Origin of the sequence: Stutzerimonas stutzeri, assembly GCF_000935215.1 — a bacterium.
Taxonomy (GTDB): Bacteria; Pseudomonadota; Gammaproteobacteria; order Pseudomonadales; family Pseudomonadaceae; genus Stutzerimonas.
On the sequence record NZ_JXXD01000091.1, the window covers coordinates 1 to 18,089 of the forward strand.

The 18,089-nt window shown below is 62.7% G+C and carries 18 protein-coding genes and 1 tRNA gene; 9 read left to right on the forward strand and 10 right to left on the reverse strand.

The window, feature by feature from the left end; genetic code table 11:
• Positions 1-78 precede the first annotated feature (78 nt).
• Positions 79-378, forward strand: a complete 300-nt coding sequence (locus LO50_RS10520) for a PilZ domain-containing protein (protein ID WP_014820049.1) — start codon at positions 79-81, stop codon at positions 376-378.
• Positions 379-417: 39 nt separating this feature from the next.
• Here LO50_RS10520 and LO50_RS10525 read toward each other — a convergent pair whose 3' ends face one another.
• Positions 418-1,119: an MlaA family lipoprotein gene (locus tag LO50_RS10525; RefSeq protein WP_023447141.1), complete on the reverse strand. Its 702-nt coding sequence runs from the start codon at positions 1,117-1,119 to the stop codon at positions 418-420.
• A gap of 229 nt (positions 1,120-1,348) precedes the next feature.
• On the opposite strand from LO50_RS10525, the gene LO50_RS10530 reads away from it, so the two are divergent.
• Positions 1,349-1,615, forward strand: a complete 267-nt coding sequence (locus LO50_RS10530) for a DUF4404 family protein (RefSeq protein ID WP_011912816.1) — start codon at positions 1,349-1,351, stop codon at positions 1,613-1,615.
• Positions 1,616-1,652: 37 nt separating this feature from the next.
• Here the strand turns inward: LO50_RS10530 and queF are convergent, their stop codons facing one another.
• The 8 genes from queF to LO50_RS10570 form a co-directional block, all read right to left on the reverse strand.
• The gene (gene queF, locus LO50_RS10535; RefSeq protein ID WP_044314954.1) at positions 1,653-2,483 is read right to left on the reverse strand and encodes an NADPH-dependent 7-cyano-7-deazaguanine reductase QueF; all 831 of its coding nucleotides are present in this window, start codon (positions 2,481-2,483) and stop codon (positions 1,653-1,655) included.
• A 93-nt stretch (positions 2,484-2,576) separates the two neighbouring features.
• Positions 2,577-3,356 (reverse strand): ABC transporter permease, encoded by a 780-nt coding sequence (locus LO50_RS10540; RefSeq protein ID WP_044314955.1) that lies wholly within the window; start codon positions 3,354-3,356, stop codon positions 2,577-2,579.
• Positions 3,353-4,282, reverse strand: coding sequence for an ABC transporter ATP-binding protein (locus tag LO50_RS10545; RefSeq protein WP_023447139.1), 930 nt, complete (start codon positions 4,280-4,282; stop codon positions 3,353-3,355). Before LO50_RS10545 ends, LO50_RS10540 begins: the two co-directional genes overlap by 4 nt.
• Before the next feature lie 92 nt (positions 4,283-4,374).
• Entirely contained in the window at positions 4,375-5,367 is a 993-nt protein-coding gene (locus LO50_RS10550; RefSeq protein WP_044314956.1) for a succinylglutamate desuccinylase, read from the reverse strand.
• A 12-nt stretch (positions 5,368-5,379) separates the two neighbouring features.
• Entirely contained in the window at positions 5,380-5,661 is a 282-nt protein-coding gene (locus LO50_RS10555) for a hypothetical protein (RefSeq protein WP_003282913.1), read from the reverse strand.
• A gap of 57 nt (positions 5,662-5,718) precedes the next feature.
• Positions 5,719-6,939, reverse strand: a complete 1,221-nt coding sequence (locus LO50_RS10560; RefSeq protein WP_044314957.1) for an aspartate aminotransferase family protein — start codon at positions 6,937-6,939, stop codon at positions 5,719-5,721.
• Positions 6,940-7,078: 139 nt separating this feature from the next.
• A complete protein-coding gene (locus tag LO50_RS10565; RefSeq protein WP_044314958.1) occupies positions 7,079-7,768 on the reverse strand; it encodes a crotonase/enoyl-CoA hydratase family protein in 690 nt (229 codons plus the stop codon).
• 130 nt (positions 7,769-7,898) lie between these two features.
• The gene (locus LO50_RS10570; protein WP_044314959.1) at positions 7,899-9,185 is read right to left on the reverse strand and encodes an HD-GYP domain-containing protein; all 1,287 of its coding nucleotides are present in this window, start codon (positions 9,183-9,185) and stop codon (positions 7,899-7,901) included.
• A gap of 206 nt (positions 9,186-9,391) precedes the next feature.
• Here LO50_RS10570 and LO50_RS10575 point away from each other — a divergent pair.
• Both LO50_RS10575 and LO50_RS10580 read left to right on the forward strand, forming a co-directional pair.
• Positions 9,392-9,481: transfer RNA gene (locus tag LO50_RS10575), tRNA-Ser, on the forward strand.
• Between the two features lie 155 nt (positions 9,482-9,636).
• Entirely contained in the window at positions 9,637-10,077 is a 441-nt protein-coding gene (locus tag LO50_RS10580; protein ID WP_044314960.1) for a DUF1810 domain-containing protein, read from the forward strand.
• A 12-nt stretch (positions 10,078-10,089) separates the two neighbouring features.
• Here the strand turns inward: LO50_RS10580 and LO50_RS10585 are convergent, their stop codons facing one another.
• Complete coding sequence (locus LO50_RS10585) at positions 10,090-10,602, reverse strand: hypothetical protein (RefSeq protein ID WP_044314961.1); 513 nt, start codon at positions 10,600-10,602, stop codon at positions 10,090-10,092.
• A gap of 350 nt (positions 10,603-10,952) precedes the next feature.
• Between LO50_RS10585 and LO50_RS10590 the strand changes: the two genes are divergently transcribed.
• The 5 genes from LO50_RS10590 (at position 10,953) to LO50_RS10610 (ending at position 18,032) form a co-directional block, all read left to right on the forward strand.
• Positions 10,953-11,309: a rhodanese-like domain-containing protein gene (locus LO50_RS10590; protein ID WP_044314962.1), complete on the forward strand. Its 357-nt coding sequence runs from the start codon at positions 10,953-10,955 to the stop codon at positions 11,307-11,309.
• A gap of 132 nt (positions 11,310-11,441) precedes the next feature.
• A complete protein-coding gene (locus tag LO50_RS10595) occupies positions 11,442-12,581 on the forward strand; it encodes a mechanosensitive ion channel family protein (RefSeq protein ID WP_044314963.1) in 1,140 nt (379 codons plus the stop codon).
• A 113-nt stretch (positions 12,582-12,694) separates the two neighbouring features.
• Positions 12,695-15,139, forward strand: a complete 2,445-nt coding sequence (locus tag LO50_RS10600) for an acyl-CoA dehydrogenase (protein WP_044314964.1) — start codon at positions 12,695-12,697, stop codon at positions 15,137-15,139.
• An 88-nt stretch (positions 15,140-15,227) separates the two neighbouring features.
• Complete coding sequence (locus LO50_RS10605; RefSeq protein ID WP_044314965.1) at positions 15,228-16,244, forward strand: ligase-associated DNA damage response exonuclease; 1,017 nt, start codon at positions 15,228-15,230, stop codon at positions 16,242-16,244.
• Positions 16,245-16,322: 78 nt separating this feature from the next.
• Positions 16,323-18,032, forward strand: coding sequence for an ATP-dependent DNA ligase (locus LO50_RS10610; RefSeq protein WP_044314966.1), 1,710 nt, complete (start codon positions 16,323-16,325; stop codon positions 18,030-18,032).
• Positions 18,033-18,089: the final 57 nt, after the last annotated feature.

Below are 18,089 nucleotides of genomic sequence, written 5' to 3' on the forward strand. Positions count from 1 at the left end.
CGACCGGCTGGCGCCTTTACAGGTCGAATTGAGGGGAGCTATAAGAATGCCGCGAGCCATATATAAAAGGTTGAAACCATGAGCCAGAAAGACCGCGATTACAGTGAAAAGCGCGATTTCATCCGAATGCAGATCGAAACCACCGTTGCGCTGGAACATGGCGATACAAAACTGAGCGGCACCTGTATCGACCTCTCCAGTACCGGCATGCAGGTGCTGGCCAGCGCCCAACTTCGCATGGGCGACAAGGTCCGCGTACTCATTCCATCCGAGCACAGCGAACTGAAAGGACTGGACGCGCAGACAGAAGTCGTACGCGTCAGCCAGCTCGACGATGGCCGGCAGAGCCTGGGTCTGGCAATCCTTTCGATGTCCTGACCCTGCTCCAGCGATGGCCGCAGCAAATGCGGCCAGGCTTCAGAAGTCGTCTTCGACTTCCCCGTCCTTGACCCGGAATTCGCGATTCTGAAGGTAGGCGTTGCGTACAAAGATGTAGCGATCACCCTGAATCATCTTCTCGGCTGACAGCAGTCCTGCGCGCGTATCGATCAGGTCCACACCCCGCGTCACGTTGCGGGTCGGCACATGATCCATGTGCGGATACGGTTCGAGGAAGGAATCCGGCACCCGGCCGACGGCATCACGCACCGTGCTTGGCCCAAGCAGCGGCAGCACGACATACGGCCCACTTCCCAGCCCCCAGGCACCCAGCGTCTGGCCGAAGTCCTCATCGTTCTTGTGCAGCCCCATACGGGTGGCAACGTCGAAGAAACCGAGCACGCCGAATGTGGTATTGAACAGGATGCGACTGGTGTCGATGCCGGCATCGCGGACCTTGCCCTGCAGCAGGTCATTGGTCAGCACCACCACATCACCGAGATTACTGAACACATTGCCGATTCCGTCCTCGAGGAAGCTCGGCGTCACTTTCTGGTAGCCCTGGGCCAATGGCTTGAGGGTGTAGGTGTCAACGGTGTCATTGAAACGAAACACCGCGCGGTTGACGCCTTCCCACGGATCTTCTTCGGCCGCTAACGCTGGCGCTGCGCCAAGCGTGGCGATCGTAGCGACGAAACTGGCCTTGAGCACGGCGATCCAGGCCGTAGCGATCTTGGGCATCACTTTTCTCTCCCTTAGGTATTTGGTGCATGCGGCGCACCGACGCAGACCGCGCAGTATAGAGTGAACATCCTGTTTTCGGCAGTCAGCCGGATATTCGGCTTTCGTGGCACAGGCCGGCGCTTGCGCCAGCGCCGGTAAAGGCACAGACAAGGCCTGGCCGCTGGTTTAACCTTCAGCTATCGACGTTCATTACACGCCGCCCGTAAACCCATGAGAGGGAAGCAAAATGCCGGAACATGATCTGCAGTCGCAGCTCGAAGAACTGCGTTATCAACTGGCCCAGGACACGCCGCTGACCGATGAGGAGCGGGCTTCGCTGCAAGCGATCGCCCAGGACATCGAAGTTCGCCTGGCGACGCAGGGCAGCACCGACCACAACGACTCGCTGGTGGATGGCGTCAACCTGGCCGTCGAGCGCTTCGAGGTCAGCCACCCAAGCATGGCCATGACGCTGCGCAACATCATGCAGACCCTGGCCAACATGGGCATCTAGCAGGTCACGGGTCGCGCTGCGACCCTGACTCGCTGCGTTACTGGCGCACCAGACGGCGATTGTCCACGACCATCGCCTCGGTACTGCGGTACGGATTGATGTCCAGCCCGCCACGGCGCACGTAACGCGCGTAGACGGTCAGCTTCTCCGGCTGCAGCAAACGCTGCAGATCGAGAAAGATGCGCTCCACGCATTGCTCGTGAAAGTCGGCATGCTGACGGAAGCTCACCAGATAGGCCAACAGGCTCTCCGCCTGCAACGCCGCGCCGCGGTACTCGACGACTACGCTGCCCCAGTCCGGCTGACCGGTCACCGGGCAGTTGGACTTGAGCAAGTGGCTGTGCAGCGACTCCTCGACCATATGCCCGGCATCACAGGCCAACAGTCCCGGTTGAGGATGGTCGTAATGCTCGATGGTCACGTCCAGATCGTCGACGCAGCGCCCCGGCAGCGTCGCAACACCCTCGGCCGCCACCTCATCCAGCGTGCGCAGGCGCACCTTCACCGGCTTGCCGGCTGCCGCGGAAAGATCGCTGCTCATCACCACGGCCAGCGCTTCCCGCGACTCGAACACCGACTGGTTCAGCGAGTTCAGATAGAGCTTGAACGACTTGGATTCGATGATGCTCGGCGAGTCCGCCGGAATCTCGAATTCACCGATCGCCACCACCGGCTTGCCGGAAGGCAGCAACCATGACAGTTCGTAGCAATTCCACAGATCCACGCCCTGGTAGGGCAGCGTCTCGGCGGTGAGACCAAGCTCGGCCCACTTCGGCGCGCGCGGAATCGGAAACAGCAGGTGCGGGCTGTAGGTGGCGACGTAGTCACTGGACTTGCCCAGCGGGGAATGTTCGGCGGGATGCTGCATGGGGAATGGACCTGAACGAGAAACGCCGCGAAGTTTAGCGCTTCGCGGCGTTCTTTTCAGCGGCATCGACGTAGCCGTCGAACGGTCGGCGGTCTATTGACGCATCCCGCGTCCACTCTTGAGCAGCCCGACGGAGACCAGATAGAGCGCCGCCACCGCCACCAGCATGAAGCTGATCGCCACACCGATGCGGATATCGGATACGCCGAGGATGCCGTAACGGAAAGCGTTGACCATGTGCAGAACCGGGTTGGCCAGCGACAGCGTCTGCCAGAACGGCGACAGCAGGTTGATCGAATAGAACACCCCACCGAGGTAGGTCAACGGCGTCAGCACGAAGGTCGGGATGATCGAGATATCATCGAAATTGCGCGCGAACACCGCGTTGATGAAGCCGCCCAGGGCGAAGATGCTCGCCGTCAGGGTGATCACCAGAACGGTCACGCCCAGGTGGTGCACCTGCAGATCGGTGAAGAACATCGACAGCAGCGTGACGATTACCGCAACCGCCAGCCCTCGGGTGATGCCACCCAGGGCAAAACCAATGACGATCACATGCGGCGATACCGGCGAGACCAGCAGCTCCTCGATGGAGCGCTGGAACTTGGTGCTGAAGAAGCTCGACACCACGTTGCTGTAGGAGTTGGTGATCACCGACATCATGATCAGGCCCGGGACGATGTAGTCCATGTAGCTGAAGCCGCCCATGTCCCCAATCCGCGCACCGATCAGGCTGCCGAAGATGACGAAGTACAGCACCATGGTGATCGCCGGGGGCAGCAGCGTCTGCGGCCAGATGCGTGTATAGCGACGGATCTCGCGCTGGACGATGGTCTGCAGCGCGACCAGGTTGGGACGAAGTTCGCCGCTCATGACTTCACCTTCAGGTTGTTCTCCACCAGCGACACGAACAGCTCCTCCAGTCGGTTGGTCTTGTTGCGCAGACTCAGCACCTCGATGCCCTGAGCGCTGAGCAGACGGAACAGTTCGGTCACGCCCTGACTCTTCTCCACCTGCACCTCGAGGGTGTGATGATCGATCAACTGCGCCGGATAGCTGCCCAGCTCCGGCGCGACCAGTTGCGACTCCTTGAGGTCCAGCAGAAAGGTTTCCACGTGCAGCTGCGAGAGCAGCTCGCGCATGCTGGTGTTCTTTACGATCTGGCCATGGTCGATGATGCCGATGTTGCGGCACAGCTGTTCGGCCTCCTCCAGATAGTGGGTGGTGAGGATGATGGTGATGCCTTCGCGGTTGAGTTCGGTAAGGAACGACCACATCGAGCGGCGCAGCTCGATATCCACACCCGCGGTGGGCTCGTCGAGAATCAACAGCCGCGGCTGATGGATCAGCGCCCGCGCGATCATCAGGCGGCGCTTCATGCCGCCGGAGAGCATCCGCGAGGAAACATCACGCTTGTCCCACAATCCCAGCTGGTTGAGATAGCGCTCCGCGCGCTCCTTGGCAATCTTCGCCGGGATGCCGTAGTAGCCGGCCTGGGTCACCAGGATGTCGAAGGCCTTCTCGAACTGGTTGAAGTTGAATTCCTGCGGCACCACGCCCAGGCAACGCTTGAGCCCGGACGGGTCGCGATCCAGATCGTGACCGAACACGTTGACCGTGCCGCCGCTCTTGTTCACCAGGGTGGAGAGGATGCCGATGGTGGTGGACTTGCCGGCGCCATTGGGCCCGAGCAAGGCGAAGAAGTCGCCTTCGGCCACGTCCAGATCGATACCCTTGAGGGCCTGGAAGCCGTTGCCGTAGGTCTTGGTCAACTGCCGGATGGACAGAGCAGTACTCATAAGAAGGTGCACACAACGCGAAGGGAGTGAAGCTAGATAAGGGCGCAAGTGACCGATTGCAACCGCCCATTTCCGGAGCGAGCGCCTCAGTGCTACGTGTCGGACTGCTCCAATGGCACAACGATCAATGCAGCACGCTGTCCTTCGGCAACATCGGCCATGGGGAAAAGAATGCGCGCGTCCGGCTCATCGACCACCCAGCGCATGCCGTCGTCCTCGGCAAGCAGGCTGCCAAGCGGCAATGGCGCAAAGTTCTCGATGTCAGCGGGTAGACACAGCCGAAACCGCGAGCTGCGCTTGATGATCTCTCGAGAAATACTCAGCAGCTGCGGTTGCGCCTCTGCACCCGCAGGCAACTCGCGCCCCTCGATCATTGCGATCAGCCCCTGCTCGAACTGCAGCACTGCCGGCGGCAGTGCCTCGTCCTTGCCTTCGGCAAGCTCCAAGGTAAACGCCTCGGCGCCATGAAGCGTGGCGGTCATGGCACTGAAGGTAGAGCTGGGCTGGCACTGCAACAGGACGCCCTCGACTGCCAGAGCATGCAGTCGGGCCAACGCATTGGGTTGTGCGCCCCCTCCCTCGCGCCAAGGGCAGATCGCAAACTGGGCGAGACGCGACGGGCGCATCGCTGAGTGCAGGTCATAGTGCCGGCGCTGGCGTCCGGACACGCTGAAGAAGCCTCCGACCAATGCCTCAAGCTCTGACGCACGAATGGCTTCGCCGCCCCATACATCAGCATGGGCACCGAGAAAGAGACGGTTAAGGTCATGTTCGATGTACCGAACCATGCGACGCATCGCTGCAGGATTGGCGAACAGCAGCAACAGTCGCGCACGGGGCTGCACATCGCCCCGTGCGAGCGCACGGATCAGGCGATCCAGGACATGTATGGGGATGAGTTCATTGCCGTGTATGCCGGCCGACAGGACCAGGTCGACGCCTTGATCCTGGCCGCTCGGCGGCGATACCAGCAGCGCGCCCTCGGCCAGCCAGTGCAGCTTCACCCCGCGCGGGGTGAGCTGGACTTTCTCGCAGGGCTCGCGCCCGGCGAGGGTCAGTTCCAGCAGCTTGCCGATAGCGAGCATGCCGGTCTGCCGTCAGTGATTGCAGTCAGGGCCGTGGACGTGCTCGTCGTCATCGGCCTCGACCGGCTCCATTTCCAGCTGCAGGCTGACCAGGTTGGTCGCCAACGGGCGCAGCACCAGATTGGCGTACTCGGTGTCGCCGTCCTCGACGTCCACACCAATCATCAGCTGACCGTTGCCGACCTGCTGAATCCAGACCTCGCGGCCCTGCCAAATCACGGCAAAACGGGTGCAGGACGTTTCCAGTTGGGTTCCGTCGACATCTTCCAGAACCAGTTGCAGGCTATCGCTCATTGAATTGCTCTCGCTAGTAGAACGCGCGGCGCCCGCGGCGCTGCGCATGGGGAATGGTCAGGCCTGGGTCAGCGTCGCGACGGCGCGCTCGAGGCGATCCAGCCCTTCGTCGATATCAGCTTCGTCGATGACCAGGCTCGGCGCCAGGCGCACCACGTCGGGGCCGGCCTGCAGCACCATGAGAGCTTGCTTCTCCGCGGCGGCGCAGAAGGCACCGGCCTTGCCCTTCCAGGCCTCGCTCAACACACAGCCGATCAGCAGGCCACGGCCACGCACCAGGCTGAACACGCCATAGCGCTCACCGATCTGCATCAGGCGCGCCTTGAAACGCTCGTGTCGCGCCTTGACGCCTTCGAGCACCTCCGGCGTATTGACGATATCCAGCACCGTCTCGGCAACTGCGCAGGCCAGCGGATTGCCGCCATAAGTGGTGCCGTGGGTGCCGACGCTCAGGTGCGCGGCGATCTCGTTGGTGGTCAGCATCGTCCCGATCGGGAAGCCGCCGCCCAGGCTCTTGGCGTTGGTCAGGATGTCCGGCGTGACGCCGTAGTGCATGTAGGCGAACAGCTCACCGGTACGGCCGAGGCCGGTCTGCACCTCATCGAAGATGAGCAGCGCGTTGTGCTCGTTGCACAGCTGGCGAGCGCCTTCCAGATAGGCCTGGTCGCCCGGCAGGATGCCGCTCTCGCCCTGGATCGGCTCGAGCACCACCGCGCAGGTCTTGTCGGAGATCGCCGCTTTCAGGGCGTCGAGATCGTTGAAGGGAACATGGGTAATCCCTTCGATCTTTGGCCCGAAGCCGTCGGAGTACTTCGACTGCCCGCCCACCGTGACGGTGAACAGGGTGCGGCCGTGGAAGCTGTTGAGCGCCGAGATAATCTCGAATTTCTGCGGCCCGTAGACGTCATGGGCGTAACGACGGGCCAGCTTGAACGCCGCCTCGTTGGCTTCCGCGCCGGAATTGCAGAAGAACGCGCGGTCGGCGAAGGTCGCTGCCGTCAGCTTCTTCGCCAGGCGCAGCGCCGGCTCGTTGGTATAGATGTTGGAAATGTGCCAGAGCTTGCCAGCCTGCTCGGTAAGCGCCGCGACCATCGCCGGATGCGCATGGCCCAGTGCGTTGACCGCGATGCCGCCAGCGAAGTCCACCAGTTCTCGCCCGCTCTGATCCCATACTCGCGAACCCAGGCCACGTACCGGTACGAAGGCTGCGGGGGCGAAGGTGGGAACAATGACCTGGTCGAAATCGGAGCGTTCTACCGGGGTGTGCGGGGCGGACATCGGGGCTCTCCTGCGAGGCGACACGGAATGAGAAATGAAAACGCCCCGCCATCGGCGGGGCGTCACTCGCGCAGTGTAAACGCAGGGCCGGCCCTCGTGCGCACTCGAGAAGAAATTCTCTTGCGCTCCGCGCGCTCTTTCAGCCGAAGTGCTGCTGGTCCAATGCGATCGCCTGATCCAGGGTTTCCAGCAGCGCCTTGCGCACTTTGAGCTTGGTGTTCTTGTGCGCCACCATGTTGATCTTCTTCAGCTGCTCGGCCGCGGCTTTGGCGACTGCCAGCAGCTCACCGATCGGCGCCACCTTGTCGAGAAAACCGGCATCCACCGCGCCAATCGGATCGAACATCTCGCCGTTGATCACCGAGCGATGGAAGGCTGACTTGCGCAAACGGTCACGCGCTAACTCGATGCCTGCATGGTGCATGGTCATGCCGATCTGCACCTCATTGAGGCCTATATGGAATGGCCCTTCGACACCAATGCGGTAATCGGCGGACAACAGTAGGAAGGCGCCTTTGGCGATCGCATGCCCTGGGCACGCCACGATGATCGGGAACGGGTGTGCCAGCATCCGGCGGGAGAAGGTCGAACCGGTAGCGACCAGCGTCATGGCGTTCTGCGGGCTCGACGTCATGACCTTTAGATCGTAGCCGCCGGACAGGATGCCTGGCTGCCCGGTGAGAATCACGACGGCACGGTCCTGCTCGGCGCGATCCAGCGCGGCGTTGAGCGCCTCGAACACGGCAGGCGAAAGGGCGTTGACCTTGCCATTGCACAGCGTCAGCGTGGCAACGCCGTCTTCGAATTGGTAGGAGACCAGCTCACTCATGACGAGATTCCTTGTTTTTAAAGTGGGCAGACGTTACCCAGCGCTCAGGCTCAGGTAAAGCGCGATGACCGACCGGCCGGTCACGCCAGAGGCGTCAAAGCCGCACCGAAACGTATCTGTACAGAAGGGATCAGCTCGATTCGAAGTCGGCCAGTGTCTCGGGGTGCAGGATGGCCTGTAGCTCGGGGTCGGCGAGATGAAGCCCGAAAGAGCCATCCGGCAGACCGACGGATATCCGGTAAGGCGCACCCTCCTCGTCCACGGTGATCTGCGCCAGATCCAGATAACGCGGCGTGCAGCGCTGCTTGGCGGCATCGCGCAACACCACAACACGGGGGCGGAGTTGGTATTGCCGATGTTTTTCCACTACCACGGCGACCTCGCCGGTGTGCAACTCGACGAGCGTACCCACCGGGAAGGCTCCCAGCCAACGGATGAATTCGCGCACCAGGTCCTCGTCGAACTGCCTGCCGCTGGCGCTGCGCAGAATCTCGAAGGCCGATTGCACCGGTCGCGCGCAATCGTAGGCCCGGTGGCTGGTAATGGCGTCGAAAGCGTCGACAATAGTGATGATGCGCGTCATGTAGGAAATCTGCGCCGGCCCCGAACCCAGCGGATATCCAGTGCCATCGAGTCGCTCGTGATGGCCATACGCGGCGTGCAGTGCAGCCTCCGGAATACCGGGTTGCGCTCGCAGCGCTTCCAGACCGAAGACCGGATGCCGCTTGATCACCTCGAACTCCTGCGCGGTGAGCTTTCCGGGCTTGTTGAGAATCTCCGGATCAATGCGCATCTTGCCGACGTCATGCAGCAACCCCGCCATGCCCAGCAGCTGGAGTTTGTCGTCCTGCAGGCCGAGATGATTGCCGAAGCCCATCGCCATGATCGACACCGACAAGCAGTGCAGGCTGGTGTAGAGATCCTTGTTCTTCAGCCGGACCAGCCAGAGCATGGCGCTTTCATTGCGCAGCATGCTGGCCAGGTTGCGCTTGACGGCGCCATGGCATGCGCGGGTGTCGATCACTCGTCCATGCTGCACGTCGGCCAGTACCTGTTCGATCAAGCGGGAGCCATCCAGATAGGCTGCGCGGGCCTCTTCCACCTCGGTCGAAAGCGCGTGCTGCGGTCGCTCTATCGGCTTGCGAACACGCGGCCCGACGACCGGAACCGGCGTATCGTCCTGCAAGCGAACTCTGCGCGTATCGTCGACATAGACATACTCGCAACAGTTGCGTAGCGCGCGTATCTCGGCGGGCTTCAGCAGCGGAAAACCCTGGAACGCAAAGTTCGTTTCATTCCACGGCCGATCCAGCTCGCAGACGTACATACCCAATTCCAGGCGGGCGACAGCAACCCGACGCCGGGTCGGCACCAGCAAGGTATCGATATGCTTGCCTGACTTGCTTGTCAGTTTCATGGAACAGGTGAGCTCCGCTCGGCTTCTTATTCAAAATAACCCAGGCATCGACCAAGGCTGCAATCAGGAGTCTAGCGGAACGTGCAGCCTGTCACCTGAGCGAGACGAATTTGTTAAGCGCATGAATAAGCTAAAAAAGTTTTTGCCAAAGGCACAGGGTTCGATTACATTAGCGCGCCTCGACGGACATGAACCTCCGTCGATCCGGTGAGGTGTCCGAGCGGTTGAAGGAGCACGCCTGGAAAGTGTGTATACGAGAAATCGTATCAAGGGTTCGAATCCCTTCCTCACCGCCATATTCGATTCAAGCAAAACCCCTGACTTCCCCGAAGCCAGGGGTTTTTGCGTTCTAGAGCCCCAATCCGAGGGCACCGTACGTCCGTCAGCGATTGTCGAGCCGTCTGGCCTGTTGCAGATTGCTCGCAGTCCTTTTCATGCCGCAATCACTTCCATGGCCGATCCCTACCACCTGCAGCGCTTCGTCGACGCTCAACAACTCCAGTATCCGCAGGCGCTGGCAGAACTGCGCAGCGGGCGCAAACGTACGCACTGGATGTGGTTCATCTTTCCGCAGCTGCAGGGGCTTGGCCGCAGCGCCATGGCACAGCGCTACGCGATTTCGGGCCGAGCCGAGGCTGAAGCCTATCTGCAGCACCCGCTGCTGGGGCCACGTCTGCTGGCCTGCACCGCGGCGATGCTAGGGCATCACCGCAGCAGCGCACAGCAGATTCTGGGAAGCCCAGACGACCTGAAGTTTCACTCCTGCATGACCCTCTTCGCCCATGTAGCGCCAGACTCCGCCCAGTTCGAGCAGGCGCTGCAAGCCTTCTTCGACGGTCAGGCCGATACGGCCACCCTGAGCCTTCTGAGCAGCGGCGACACCACCAGCTGAACGCCGGCCGACTCAACGCTGGCCGGCGGCGCCACCCGTTGCGCCGCCGCTGGCCGCACCGCCGCTGCTGGCTCCGCCTGCACCGTTACCGCTACCTGTTCCGATTCCACCCGGCGGTGTGACGCCGCCCTGATTGGCGTTTCCATTGGCACCACCCGGAGCGGTCTGCGGCTGGGTGGTGCCCGGAGCAGGATTCGCGCCCACGCCACCGTTCGGCTGGCGGACATTGTTCTGCGGACTCGGCAAACCGGTCCCGGTCGGCGGGTTCGTGGCACCCGGAACGTTGGGTTGGGGATTGTATGCATCACTCTGCACGCCCCCTCGGTTGATACCGGGCGTCTGCTCCCGAGTGGTGCCCGGCTCACGGATACGGTTGATATCGCGACCGATCTGCTGGCGATTTTCTTCCAAATCGGCACCCATCTGGTCACGCTCCTGCTGCAGCGTCATGCCCTCCTGCTGCGCCAATGCAGCGCTGGAAATGGCGGTGAGTAACAGTACTAGCGGAAACTTCGGCTTGTTCATTGTCTGTCCTCCGATGCGGTGTAAAACGGAAGACAACCAAAAGCAGCGACCAGCTCCATCGCTGGAAGCGTTCGCTGGTGCGGAAATTGCTTTCTCTTGAGTCCGGGCGAATGTCCGGCACGTCTCGTTTACCGGCATCGGATTCTGGAAACCGCGGTCACGTACCGTCTCCGCCCCTTCGGCAAGGCGATAATCGCTACACACAAGAATAAAAGGCCATGTCATGCTCAAGCAGAAGAAATTTCGGCAGGCGACACTGATCGTCATTGCCACGGCAGTGATTCTCATCCTGCCCAACCTGACCCGTATATTCAGCTGAGCGCGCCACCGGCGCGCTGCGAGGAGTTCCCATGCGCGCCCCGATTCTTTCCCTACTGCTGGCTCTGAGCCTGCACGCATCGGCTGGCGAGATCGATCAGCCCACCGCCCTGCAGATGCTGCAGCGAGCCGACACCGTGCTGATCGATGTAAGGACTGCTGACGAGTTCGCCGAAGGAGCGCTACCCGGCGCGGTTCGCATCGAGACTCCGGATATCGCCGAGCGGATCGGAACGCTGGCCCCGGAAAAGGACACGCCGGCCGTGCTCTACTGCCGCAGCGGCCGCCGTGCCTCCGAAGCGCAGGACGTGCTCGAGAAGCTCGGCTACACACAGGTCATCAACGCGGGCGGCTACGACGAGCTCGCCACTGTGTTACCAAGCGACTGATCGCACCGACGCGGCCGTCGAGTCCGCCAGCACCACCCATACCGCCGCCGACATAGGGAACTTATGAGCAGCGAGGGCCACTGAAAAACGTGGCCTTCGCTGCATCATGCGCACCCTTATCGGAGGATATGGATGAACTGGGACGCCCTGCTCAACGAGACACTCTGGATCAACCTGGCGATCGTGCTGGGGATCACCATCGTCAGCTACCTGGTTCTGCGCACCATCCTCGGGATCGTCACCAGGCGCCTCAACAAGCTCGCCACCGGGTCCAAGACCAAGTTCCTCGGCATCACCGCCGAACTGCTTTCACGCACCAGCAATCTGCTGATCCTGGCGTTCTCACTGCTGATCGCACTGAAGACGGTCGAACTGTCGCCTCGCTGGGAATCGACAATGTCCCACGGCTGGTTCATCGCCCTCGCGTTCCAGTTCGCGCTGTGGATGGACACCGGCGTGCGCCTGTGGATGGAGAGCCTGACCCGCGACGGCAAGGCCCGCAATCCGGTCACCACCACCATCATCGGCATCATGATCCGCATCGTGGTCTGGACCATGATGCTGCTATCGATCCTCGCCAACCTGGGTGTCGACATCACCGCCATGGTCGCCAGCCTCGGCGTTGGCGGTATCGCCATCGCCCTGGCAGTACAGACGCTGCTCAGCGACATCTTCGCCTCGCTGTCCATCGGCGTGGACAAGCCGTTCGAGATCGGTGACTTCGTGGTATTCGGCGAGGTGGCCGGCAACATCGAGCACATTGGCCTGAAAACCACGCGCATTCGCGCCCTCAGCGGCGAACAGGTGGTCGTATCCAACGCCGACCTGTTGCGGCAGATCGTGCACAACTACAAGCGCATGAACACGCGGCGGATCGTCTTCAAGTTCGGCATCACCTACGACACGCCAACCGAAAAGGTGAAAGAGGTGGCAGAACTGGTGAAGCGCATTATCGAAGGCATCGAAGTGGCGAAGTTCGACCGCGCGCATTTCCTCGGCTTCGACGACAGTCAGCTGACCTTCGAGGTCGTCTACATCATGCAGGTCTCGGACTACAACAAGTACATGGACACCCAGCAGGAGATCAACCTCGCCCTGCTGCAGGGCATTCGCGACATGGACGTGCAGTTCGCCTTCCCCACCCGCAGCATCGAATTCATCGGTGGGCGATTGCCGGAAATCAATGTTGCCGGCGTGCCGCAGGAAAAGCCGGCAGCCAACCAGAACGCCGACGATGCCGACACGCAAATGCTCGGCGCCCGGCCGAGCTGAACCATCACCCGTCGCCGCCCGTTGGCCGGCGGCGACACCTCGTCCCTTCGCTGCAGCGGCGCAAGCGCCTATGCTGAAGACGGAAGCTGTTCGAACCTGAAAGGATAAGACTCATGACGCTGCTCTGGTTGCTGGTTCTACTGCTCGGCATTGCCGTAATCGCCCACCTGCGCCTGTCGCCGGTGCCGGCACTGGTGATCGTCGCCACCTACCTGGTCTTCATGACCGCTGCCGACACCTCCGGGGTGGTGGTATTCCTGCTCTGGCTCGCCTTGATCGCCATTGCGGTGCCTCTATTGGTCGCAGACGTGCGCCGCAAGTACTTCAGCGGGCCGATGTTCGACTGGTTCAAGAAGGTGCTACCGCCGATTTCCGCCACCGAGCGCGACGCCATCGACGCCGGCACCGTCTGGTGGGACGGCGAGCTGTTCAGCGGCCGGCCGGACTGGGACACCCTGCTCGGCTATCCGAAGGCGCGCCTCACGGATGAAGAACAGGCCTTCCTCGACGGCCCTACCGAAACCCTCTGCGCCCTGGTCAGCGACTGGGATATCGCCCAGCGCATGGACCTGCCGCCCGCCGCCTGGGACTACATCAAGGCCGAAGGCTTCTTCGCCCTGATCATCCCCAAGGAATACGGCGGTAAGGGCTTCTCCGCCTACGCCCACTCGCAGATCGTGATGAAACTCGCCACCCGCAGCGGTGACCTGGCCAGCACCGTGATGGTGCCCAACTCTCTCGGTCCGGCCGAGCTGCTGATGCACTACGGCACCGATGAGCAGCGCAACCACTACCTGCCGCGCCTGGCCAATGGCTCCGACATTCCCTGCTTTGCCCTCACCGGCCCATATGCCGGCTCCGACGCCGGCGCCATGAACGACAGCGGCGTGATCTGCCGCGGCCAGTGGCAGGGCGAAGAAGTGCTCGGCCTGCGGCTGAACTGGGAGAAGCGCTACATCACCCTCGGCCCGGTGGCGACCCTGCTCGGCGTAGCTTTCAAGACCTACGATCCGGATCACTTGCTGGGCGATGAGGAAGAACTCGGCATCAGCCTGGCGTTGATCCCCACCGACACTCCCGGCGTGGACATCGGCCGTCGCCACCTGCCGCTGGGTGCGGCCTTCATGAACGGGCCGAATTGGGGCAAGGATGTCTTCGTGCCGCTGGATGCGATCATCGGCGGCCGCGACATGATCGGCAAAGGCTGGATGATGCTGATGAACTGCCTGTCGGTCGGCCGCTCGATCTCCCTGCCGGCGACCGGCACCAGCGCCGCCAAGGTCTGCAGCTACGTAAGCGGTCGCTATGCGCAGGTCCGCGAGCAGTTCAACGTGCCGTTGGCCGCCTTCGAAGGCATTCAGGAGCCGTTGGCGCGCATCGGCGGCAACGCCTGGCTGATGGACGCGGCGCGTATTCTCACCGCCAACGCCGTCGACCTGGGCGAAAAGCCCTCGGTGCTCTCGGCGATTCTGAAGTACCACCTCACCGAACGCGGCCGTGCCTGCATCACCGACGCCATGGATATCCACGGTGGCAAGGGCATCATCCTCGGCCCGAACAATTACCTCGGACGCCTGTGGCTGTCGGCGCCGATCTCCATCACCGTGGAAGGTGCCAACATCCTCTCGCGCAACCTGATGATCTTCGGCCAGGGCGCAATCCGCTGCCATCCGTTCGTGCTGCGCGAAATGGAGCTGGTCCACGAGCCGGATCGTGAAGCCGCCGTTGTGAAATTCGATGACCTGTTGATGCAACATATCGGCTTCGCCGTCAGCAACACGGCCAGTACCCTGCTGCTGGGTTTGAGCTTCGGTCTGATGGGGCGTGTGCCGGGGACGAGCGTCACGCAACCCTACTTCCGCGCGCTCAATCGCATCGCCGCGGCATTCGCGATGCTGGCCGATCTGTCGATGATGCTGCTCGGCGGCGAACTCAAGCGTCGCGAGCGGCTGTCGGCGCGGCTGGGCGACGTGCTCAGCCATCTTTACCTCGCCTCCGCAGCACTCAAGCAGTTCCATGACCTCGGCCATCCGACCGAACAGGAGCCGCTACTGCGCTGGGCGCTGGAGGATTGCCTGGAGAAGGCCGAATCCGCCCTGCAGGACGTGCTGGCCAACTTCCCCAACCGCATTCTCGGGCACCTGCTGCATGCTCTGGTGTTCCCCTTCGGTGCGCGCCACAAGGGGCCGTCCGACGTCCTGGACGCCGAGGTCGCCGCCCTCCTCGGCCGCCCGGAAGGCGATCCGGCTTTGGAGCGCGTCCTCGATGGCATGTACCGCCCGCAGGATCCCGAGCAGCCGCTCGGCGCGCTGAAGCACGCTTTCGAAATCCTCGCCACCAGCCAGGACGCAGCCAAGAAGCTGGCCAAGGCGCTCAAGTCCGGCGCGGTCATGCCGGCCGCTGGTGAAAGTTCGATCGATGCCGCGCTGGCTGCCGGCGTCATAGATGCCGTGGAGGCCGAGCAGCTGCAGATGGCAGAACTCGCACGGCGCAAAGTCATCGACGTGGACGACTTCGCCAAGGAGGATCTGGAGTTGCAGGAAGGACGAATCCGCTGACTCCCGATCAGCCCAGGTAGCCCGGCGAGCGAACTCCAAACGCCTCGCCGGGCTCCAACCCTGCAAGCCCATCGAACTGCCAGTCGTCATGGATCTTGTCGTTGCTCGTCCCGAAGGCCTCTACTGCCCACCCGGTGATTTCTACATCGATCCCTGGCGTCCGGTCGATCGCGCCGTCATCACCCACGCCCACGGCGACCACGCGCGCTGGGGCATGGGCCATTACCTGGCTTCAAGCGACAGCGAAGGCATTCTGCGTTCACGCATCGCCGCCGATATGCCGCTGCAAACGCTGGCCTACGGTGAGTCCGTCGAACATCACGGCGTAAAGCTCAGCTTCCACCCGGCCGGCCATGTGCTCGGCTCGGCTCAGGTGCGACTGGAATACAAGGGCGAGGTCTGGGTGGCCTCAGGCGACTACAAGGTCGAGCCGGACGGCACCTGCGCCCCGTTCGAGCCGGTGCGCTGCCACACCTTCATTACCGAATCGACCTTCGGTTTGCCGATCTACAAATGGCCGTCCCAGGCCGAGGTATTCCGCGACATCAATGACTGGTGGCGCGCCAACGCCGCGGCCGGGCGAGCCTCGGTGCTGTTCTGCTATGCCTTCGGCAAGGCGCAGCGCATCCTTCACGGATTGGATGAGAACATCGGCACCATCGTCGTCCATGGCGCTGTGGAGCCACTGAACAAGGTCTATCGCGAAGGCGGTGTCTATCTTCCACCGACCATTTATGCCGGCGACCTGAAAAAGGGCGACCCTCGGCTGAAGCAGGCCATCATCCTCGCGCCGCCGTCAGCTGGCGGGAGCACATGGATGCGTCGTTTCGGTGACTATGCCGATGCCTTCGCCAGCGGCTGGATGATGTTGCGCGGCACCCGTCGTCGACGCGGGGTCGACCGCGGCTTCGTGCTCTCCGATCACGCCGACTGGCCAGGGCTGCTCTGGGCCATCGAACAGACCGGTGCCGAGCGGGTAATGGTGACTCACGGTTCCGTTCCGATCCTGGTCCGTTATCTGCGTGAGATGCGCGGGCTCGATGCGCAGGCATTCGAGACCGAGTATGGCGAGGAAGACGATGCGAACACCCAGGAGGCCGAATGACTCGGCGGATCACCACCCCGCCTTGTAGGAGCGAGCTTGCGCGCAACCGGCCGCACCACACCGGTACGGAGGCGCCGCATGAAAGCGTTCGCCACGCTCTATAGCCGCCTCGACGCGACCACCTCGAGCAACGCCAAGCTCGCGGCAATGCGCGACTATTTCCGCGAGGCCGATCCCGCTGACGCCGCCTGGGCGGTCTACTTCCTTTCCGGCGGTCGACCTCGCCAACTTGTGCCGACCAGGGTATTGCGCGAAACCGCCATGCAGGCATCTGGCTTGCCGGAATGGCTGTTCGAGGAAAGCTATCAGGCCGTCGGTGATATGGCCGAAACCATCTCGCTGCTGATGCCCGAGGCCGAGCACAGCTCCGACGATGGCCTCGCCGTATGGATGCAGGACAAGCTGCTACCCCTGCGCGGGATGCCACCAGAGGAGCTGACCGAGCGCTTGCCGGCACTGTGGGCGCAGCTGGACCGGCTCAGCCTGATGGTCTGCATCAAACTGATCACCGGCGCCTTTCGTGTGGGCGTGTCGAAATTGCTGGTCACTCGTGCGCTGGCCTCGCTGGTCGATCTCGATCCGAAACGGGTCGCGCAGCGGCTGGTTGGCTATACCGACCTGTCGCACCGTCCCAGCGCCGAAGGCTACCTCGCGCTGATTGCCGACGAGTCCGAACACGAACATGCGCAGCGCGGCGGCCAGCCCTACCCCTTCTTTCTTGCCCATCCGCTACAGGCGCCGGTCGAGGAGTTCGACACCCTGCTCGGCGCGCCAGAGAACTGGTTCGTCGAATGGAAGTGGGACGGCATCCGTGCGCAGCTGGTCAAACGCGACGGGCAGATCTGGGTCTGGTCGCGTGGTGAGGAGCTGGTCAGCGAGCGCTTCCCGGAACTCTGCGAGCTGGCCAGCGAACTGCCGGACGGCACAGTCATCGATGGCGAGATCCTGGTCTGGAAGCACGCCCCCGGCGAGCCTACGACCAATCTTTTCGAACAGTCCTACAGCGATGATTCAGAGACAGACGAACGCTTCGGCGTACAACCCTTCGCCCTGCTGCAACAGCGCATCGGCCGCAAGAACCTGACCGCCAAGGTACTGCAGGATGCGCCGGTGGCGGTGCTCGCCTACGACCTGCTGGAATGGCAGGGCGACGACTGGCGGCAGCGCGAGCACCGCGAACGCCGCCAGCAGCTCGAGGCGGTCGTGGGCCAATGCCCCAGCCCGCGGCTGATGCTTTCGCCACTGGTGAGCGGAGCGGATTGGCAGGACCTGGCCCGCCAGCGCGAAGCCTCCCGCGCGCTGGGCGTGGAAGGCATGATGATCAAGGCGCGCGCCGCCCAGTACGGCGTCGGTCGGACCAAGGACGTCGGCGTCTGGTGGAAATGGAAGATCGACCCCTACTCCGTCGATGCCGTGCTGATCTATGCCCAGCGCGGTCATGGCCGCCGCGCCAGCCTCTACACCGATTACACCTTTGCCGTCTGGGACGGCGAGCCGGGCGACCCGGAGCGCAAGCTGGTGCCCTTCGCCAAGGCGTATTCCGGGCTTACCGACGAGGAGATGCGCAAAGTCGACGCCATCGTGCGCAAGACAACCGTGGAGAAGTTCGGCCCCGTGCGCAGCGTGACGCCGACTCTGGTGTTCGAGCTGGGCTTCGAAGGCATCGCCGCCAGCAGCCGGCACAAGAGCGGCATCGCCGTGCGCTTTCCGCGCATGCTGCGCTGGCGCCTCGACAAGCCTGTGGATGAGGCCGATACCCTGGCCACCCTGCGGGAATTGCTGGGATGAAACCAAGGCACCCGGCACCCGCTCAGCCCTCACCCCAACCCTCTCCCAAGGGGAGAG

Bases quoted from the DNA above. Each gene is read 5' to 3' on its own strand.
- LO50_RS10520 (WP_014820049.1), top strand. From the start codon at position 79: ATGAGCCAGAAAGACCGCGATTACAGTGAAAAGCGCGATTTCATCCGA.
- LO50_RS10525 (WP_023447141.1), bottom strand. From the start codon at position 1,119: ATGCCCAAGATCGCTACGGCCTGGATCGCCGTGCTCAAGGCCAGTTTC.
- LO50_RS10530 (WP_011912816.1), top strand. From the start codon at position 1,349: ATGCCGGAACATGATCTGCAGTCGCAGCTCGAAGAACTGCGTTATCAA.
- queF (WP_044314954.1), bottom strand. From the start codon at position 2,483: ATGCAGCATCCCGCCGAACATTCCCCGCTGGGCAAGTCCAGTGACTAC.
- LO50_RS10540 (WP_044314955.1), bottom strand. From the start codon at position 3,356: ATGAGCGGCGAACTTCGTCCCAACCTGGTCGCGCTGCAGACCATCGTC.
- LO50_RS10545 (WP_023447139.1), bottom strand. From the start codon at position 4,282: ATGAGTACTGCTCTGTCCATCCGGCAGTTGACCAAGACCTACGGCAAC.
- LO50_RS10550 (WP_044314956.1), bottom strand. From the start codon at position 5,367: ATGCTCGCTATCGGCAAGCTGCTGGAACTGACCCTCGCCGGGCGCGAG.
- LO50_RS10555 (WP_003282913.1), bottom strand. From the start codon at position 5,661: ATGAGCGATAGCCTGCAACTGGTTCTGGAAGATGTCGACGGAACCCAA.
- LO50_RS10560 (WP_044314957.1), bottom strand. From the start codon at position 6,939: ATGTCCGCCCCGCACACCCCGGTAGAACGCTCCGATTTCGACCAGGTC.
- LO50_RS10565 (WP_044314958.1), bottom strand. From the start codon at position 7,768: ATGAGTGAGCTGGTCTCCTACCAATTCGAAGACGGCGTTGCCACGCTG.
- LO50_RS10570 (WP_044314959.1), bottom strand. From the start codon at position 9,185: ATGAAACTGACAAGCAAGTCAGGCAAGCATATCGATACCTTGCTGGTG.
- LO50_RS10580 (WP_044314960.1), top strand. From the start codon at position 9,637: ATGGCCGATCCCTACCACCTGCAGCGCTTCGTCGACGCTCAACAACTC.
- LO50_RS10585 (WP_044314961.1), bottom strand. From the start codon at position 10,602: ATGAACAAGCCGAAGTTTCCGCTAGTACTGTTACTCACCGCCATTTCC.
- LO50_RS10590 (WP_044314962.1), top strand. From the start codon at position 10,953: ATGCGCGCCCCGATTCTTTCCCTACTGCTGGCTCTGAGCCTGCACGCA.
- LO50_RS10595 (WP_044314963.1), top strand. From the start codon at position 11,442: ATGAACTGGGACGCCCTGCTCAACGAGACACTCTGGATCAACCTGGCG.
- LO50_RS10600 (WP_044314964.1), top strand. From the start codon at position 12,695: ATGACGCTGCTCTGGTTGCTGGTTCTACTGCTCGGCATTGCCGTAATC.
- LO50_RS10605 (WP_044314965.1), top strand. From the start codon at position 15,228: ATGGATCTTGTCGTTGCTCGTCCCGAAGGCCTCTACTGCCCACCCGGT.
- LO50_RS10610 (WP_044314966.1), top strand. From the start codon at position 16,323: ATGAAAGCGTTCGCCACGCTCTATAGCCGCCTCGACGCGACCACCTCG.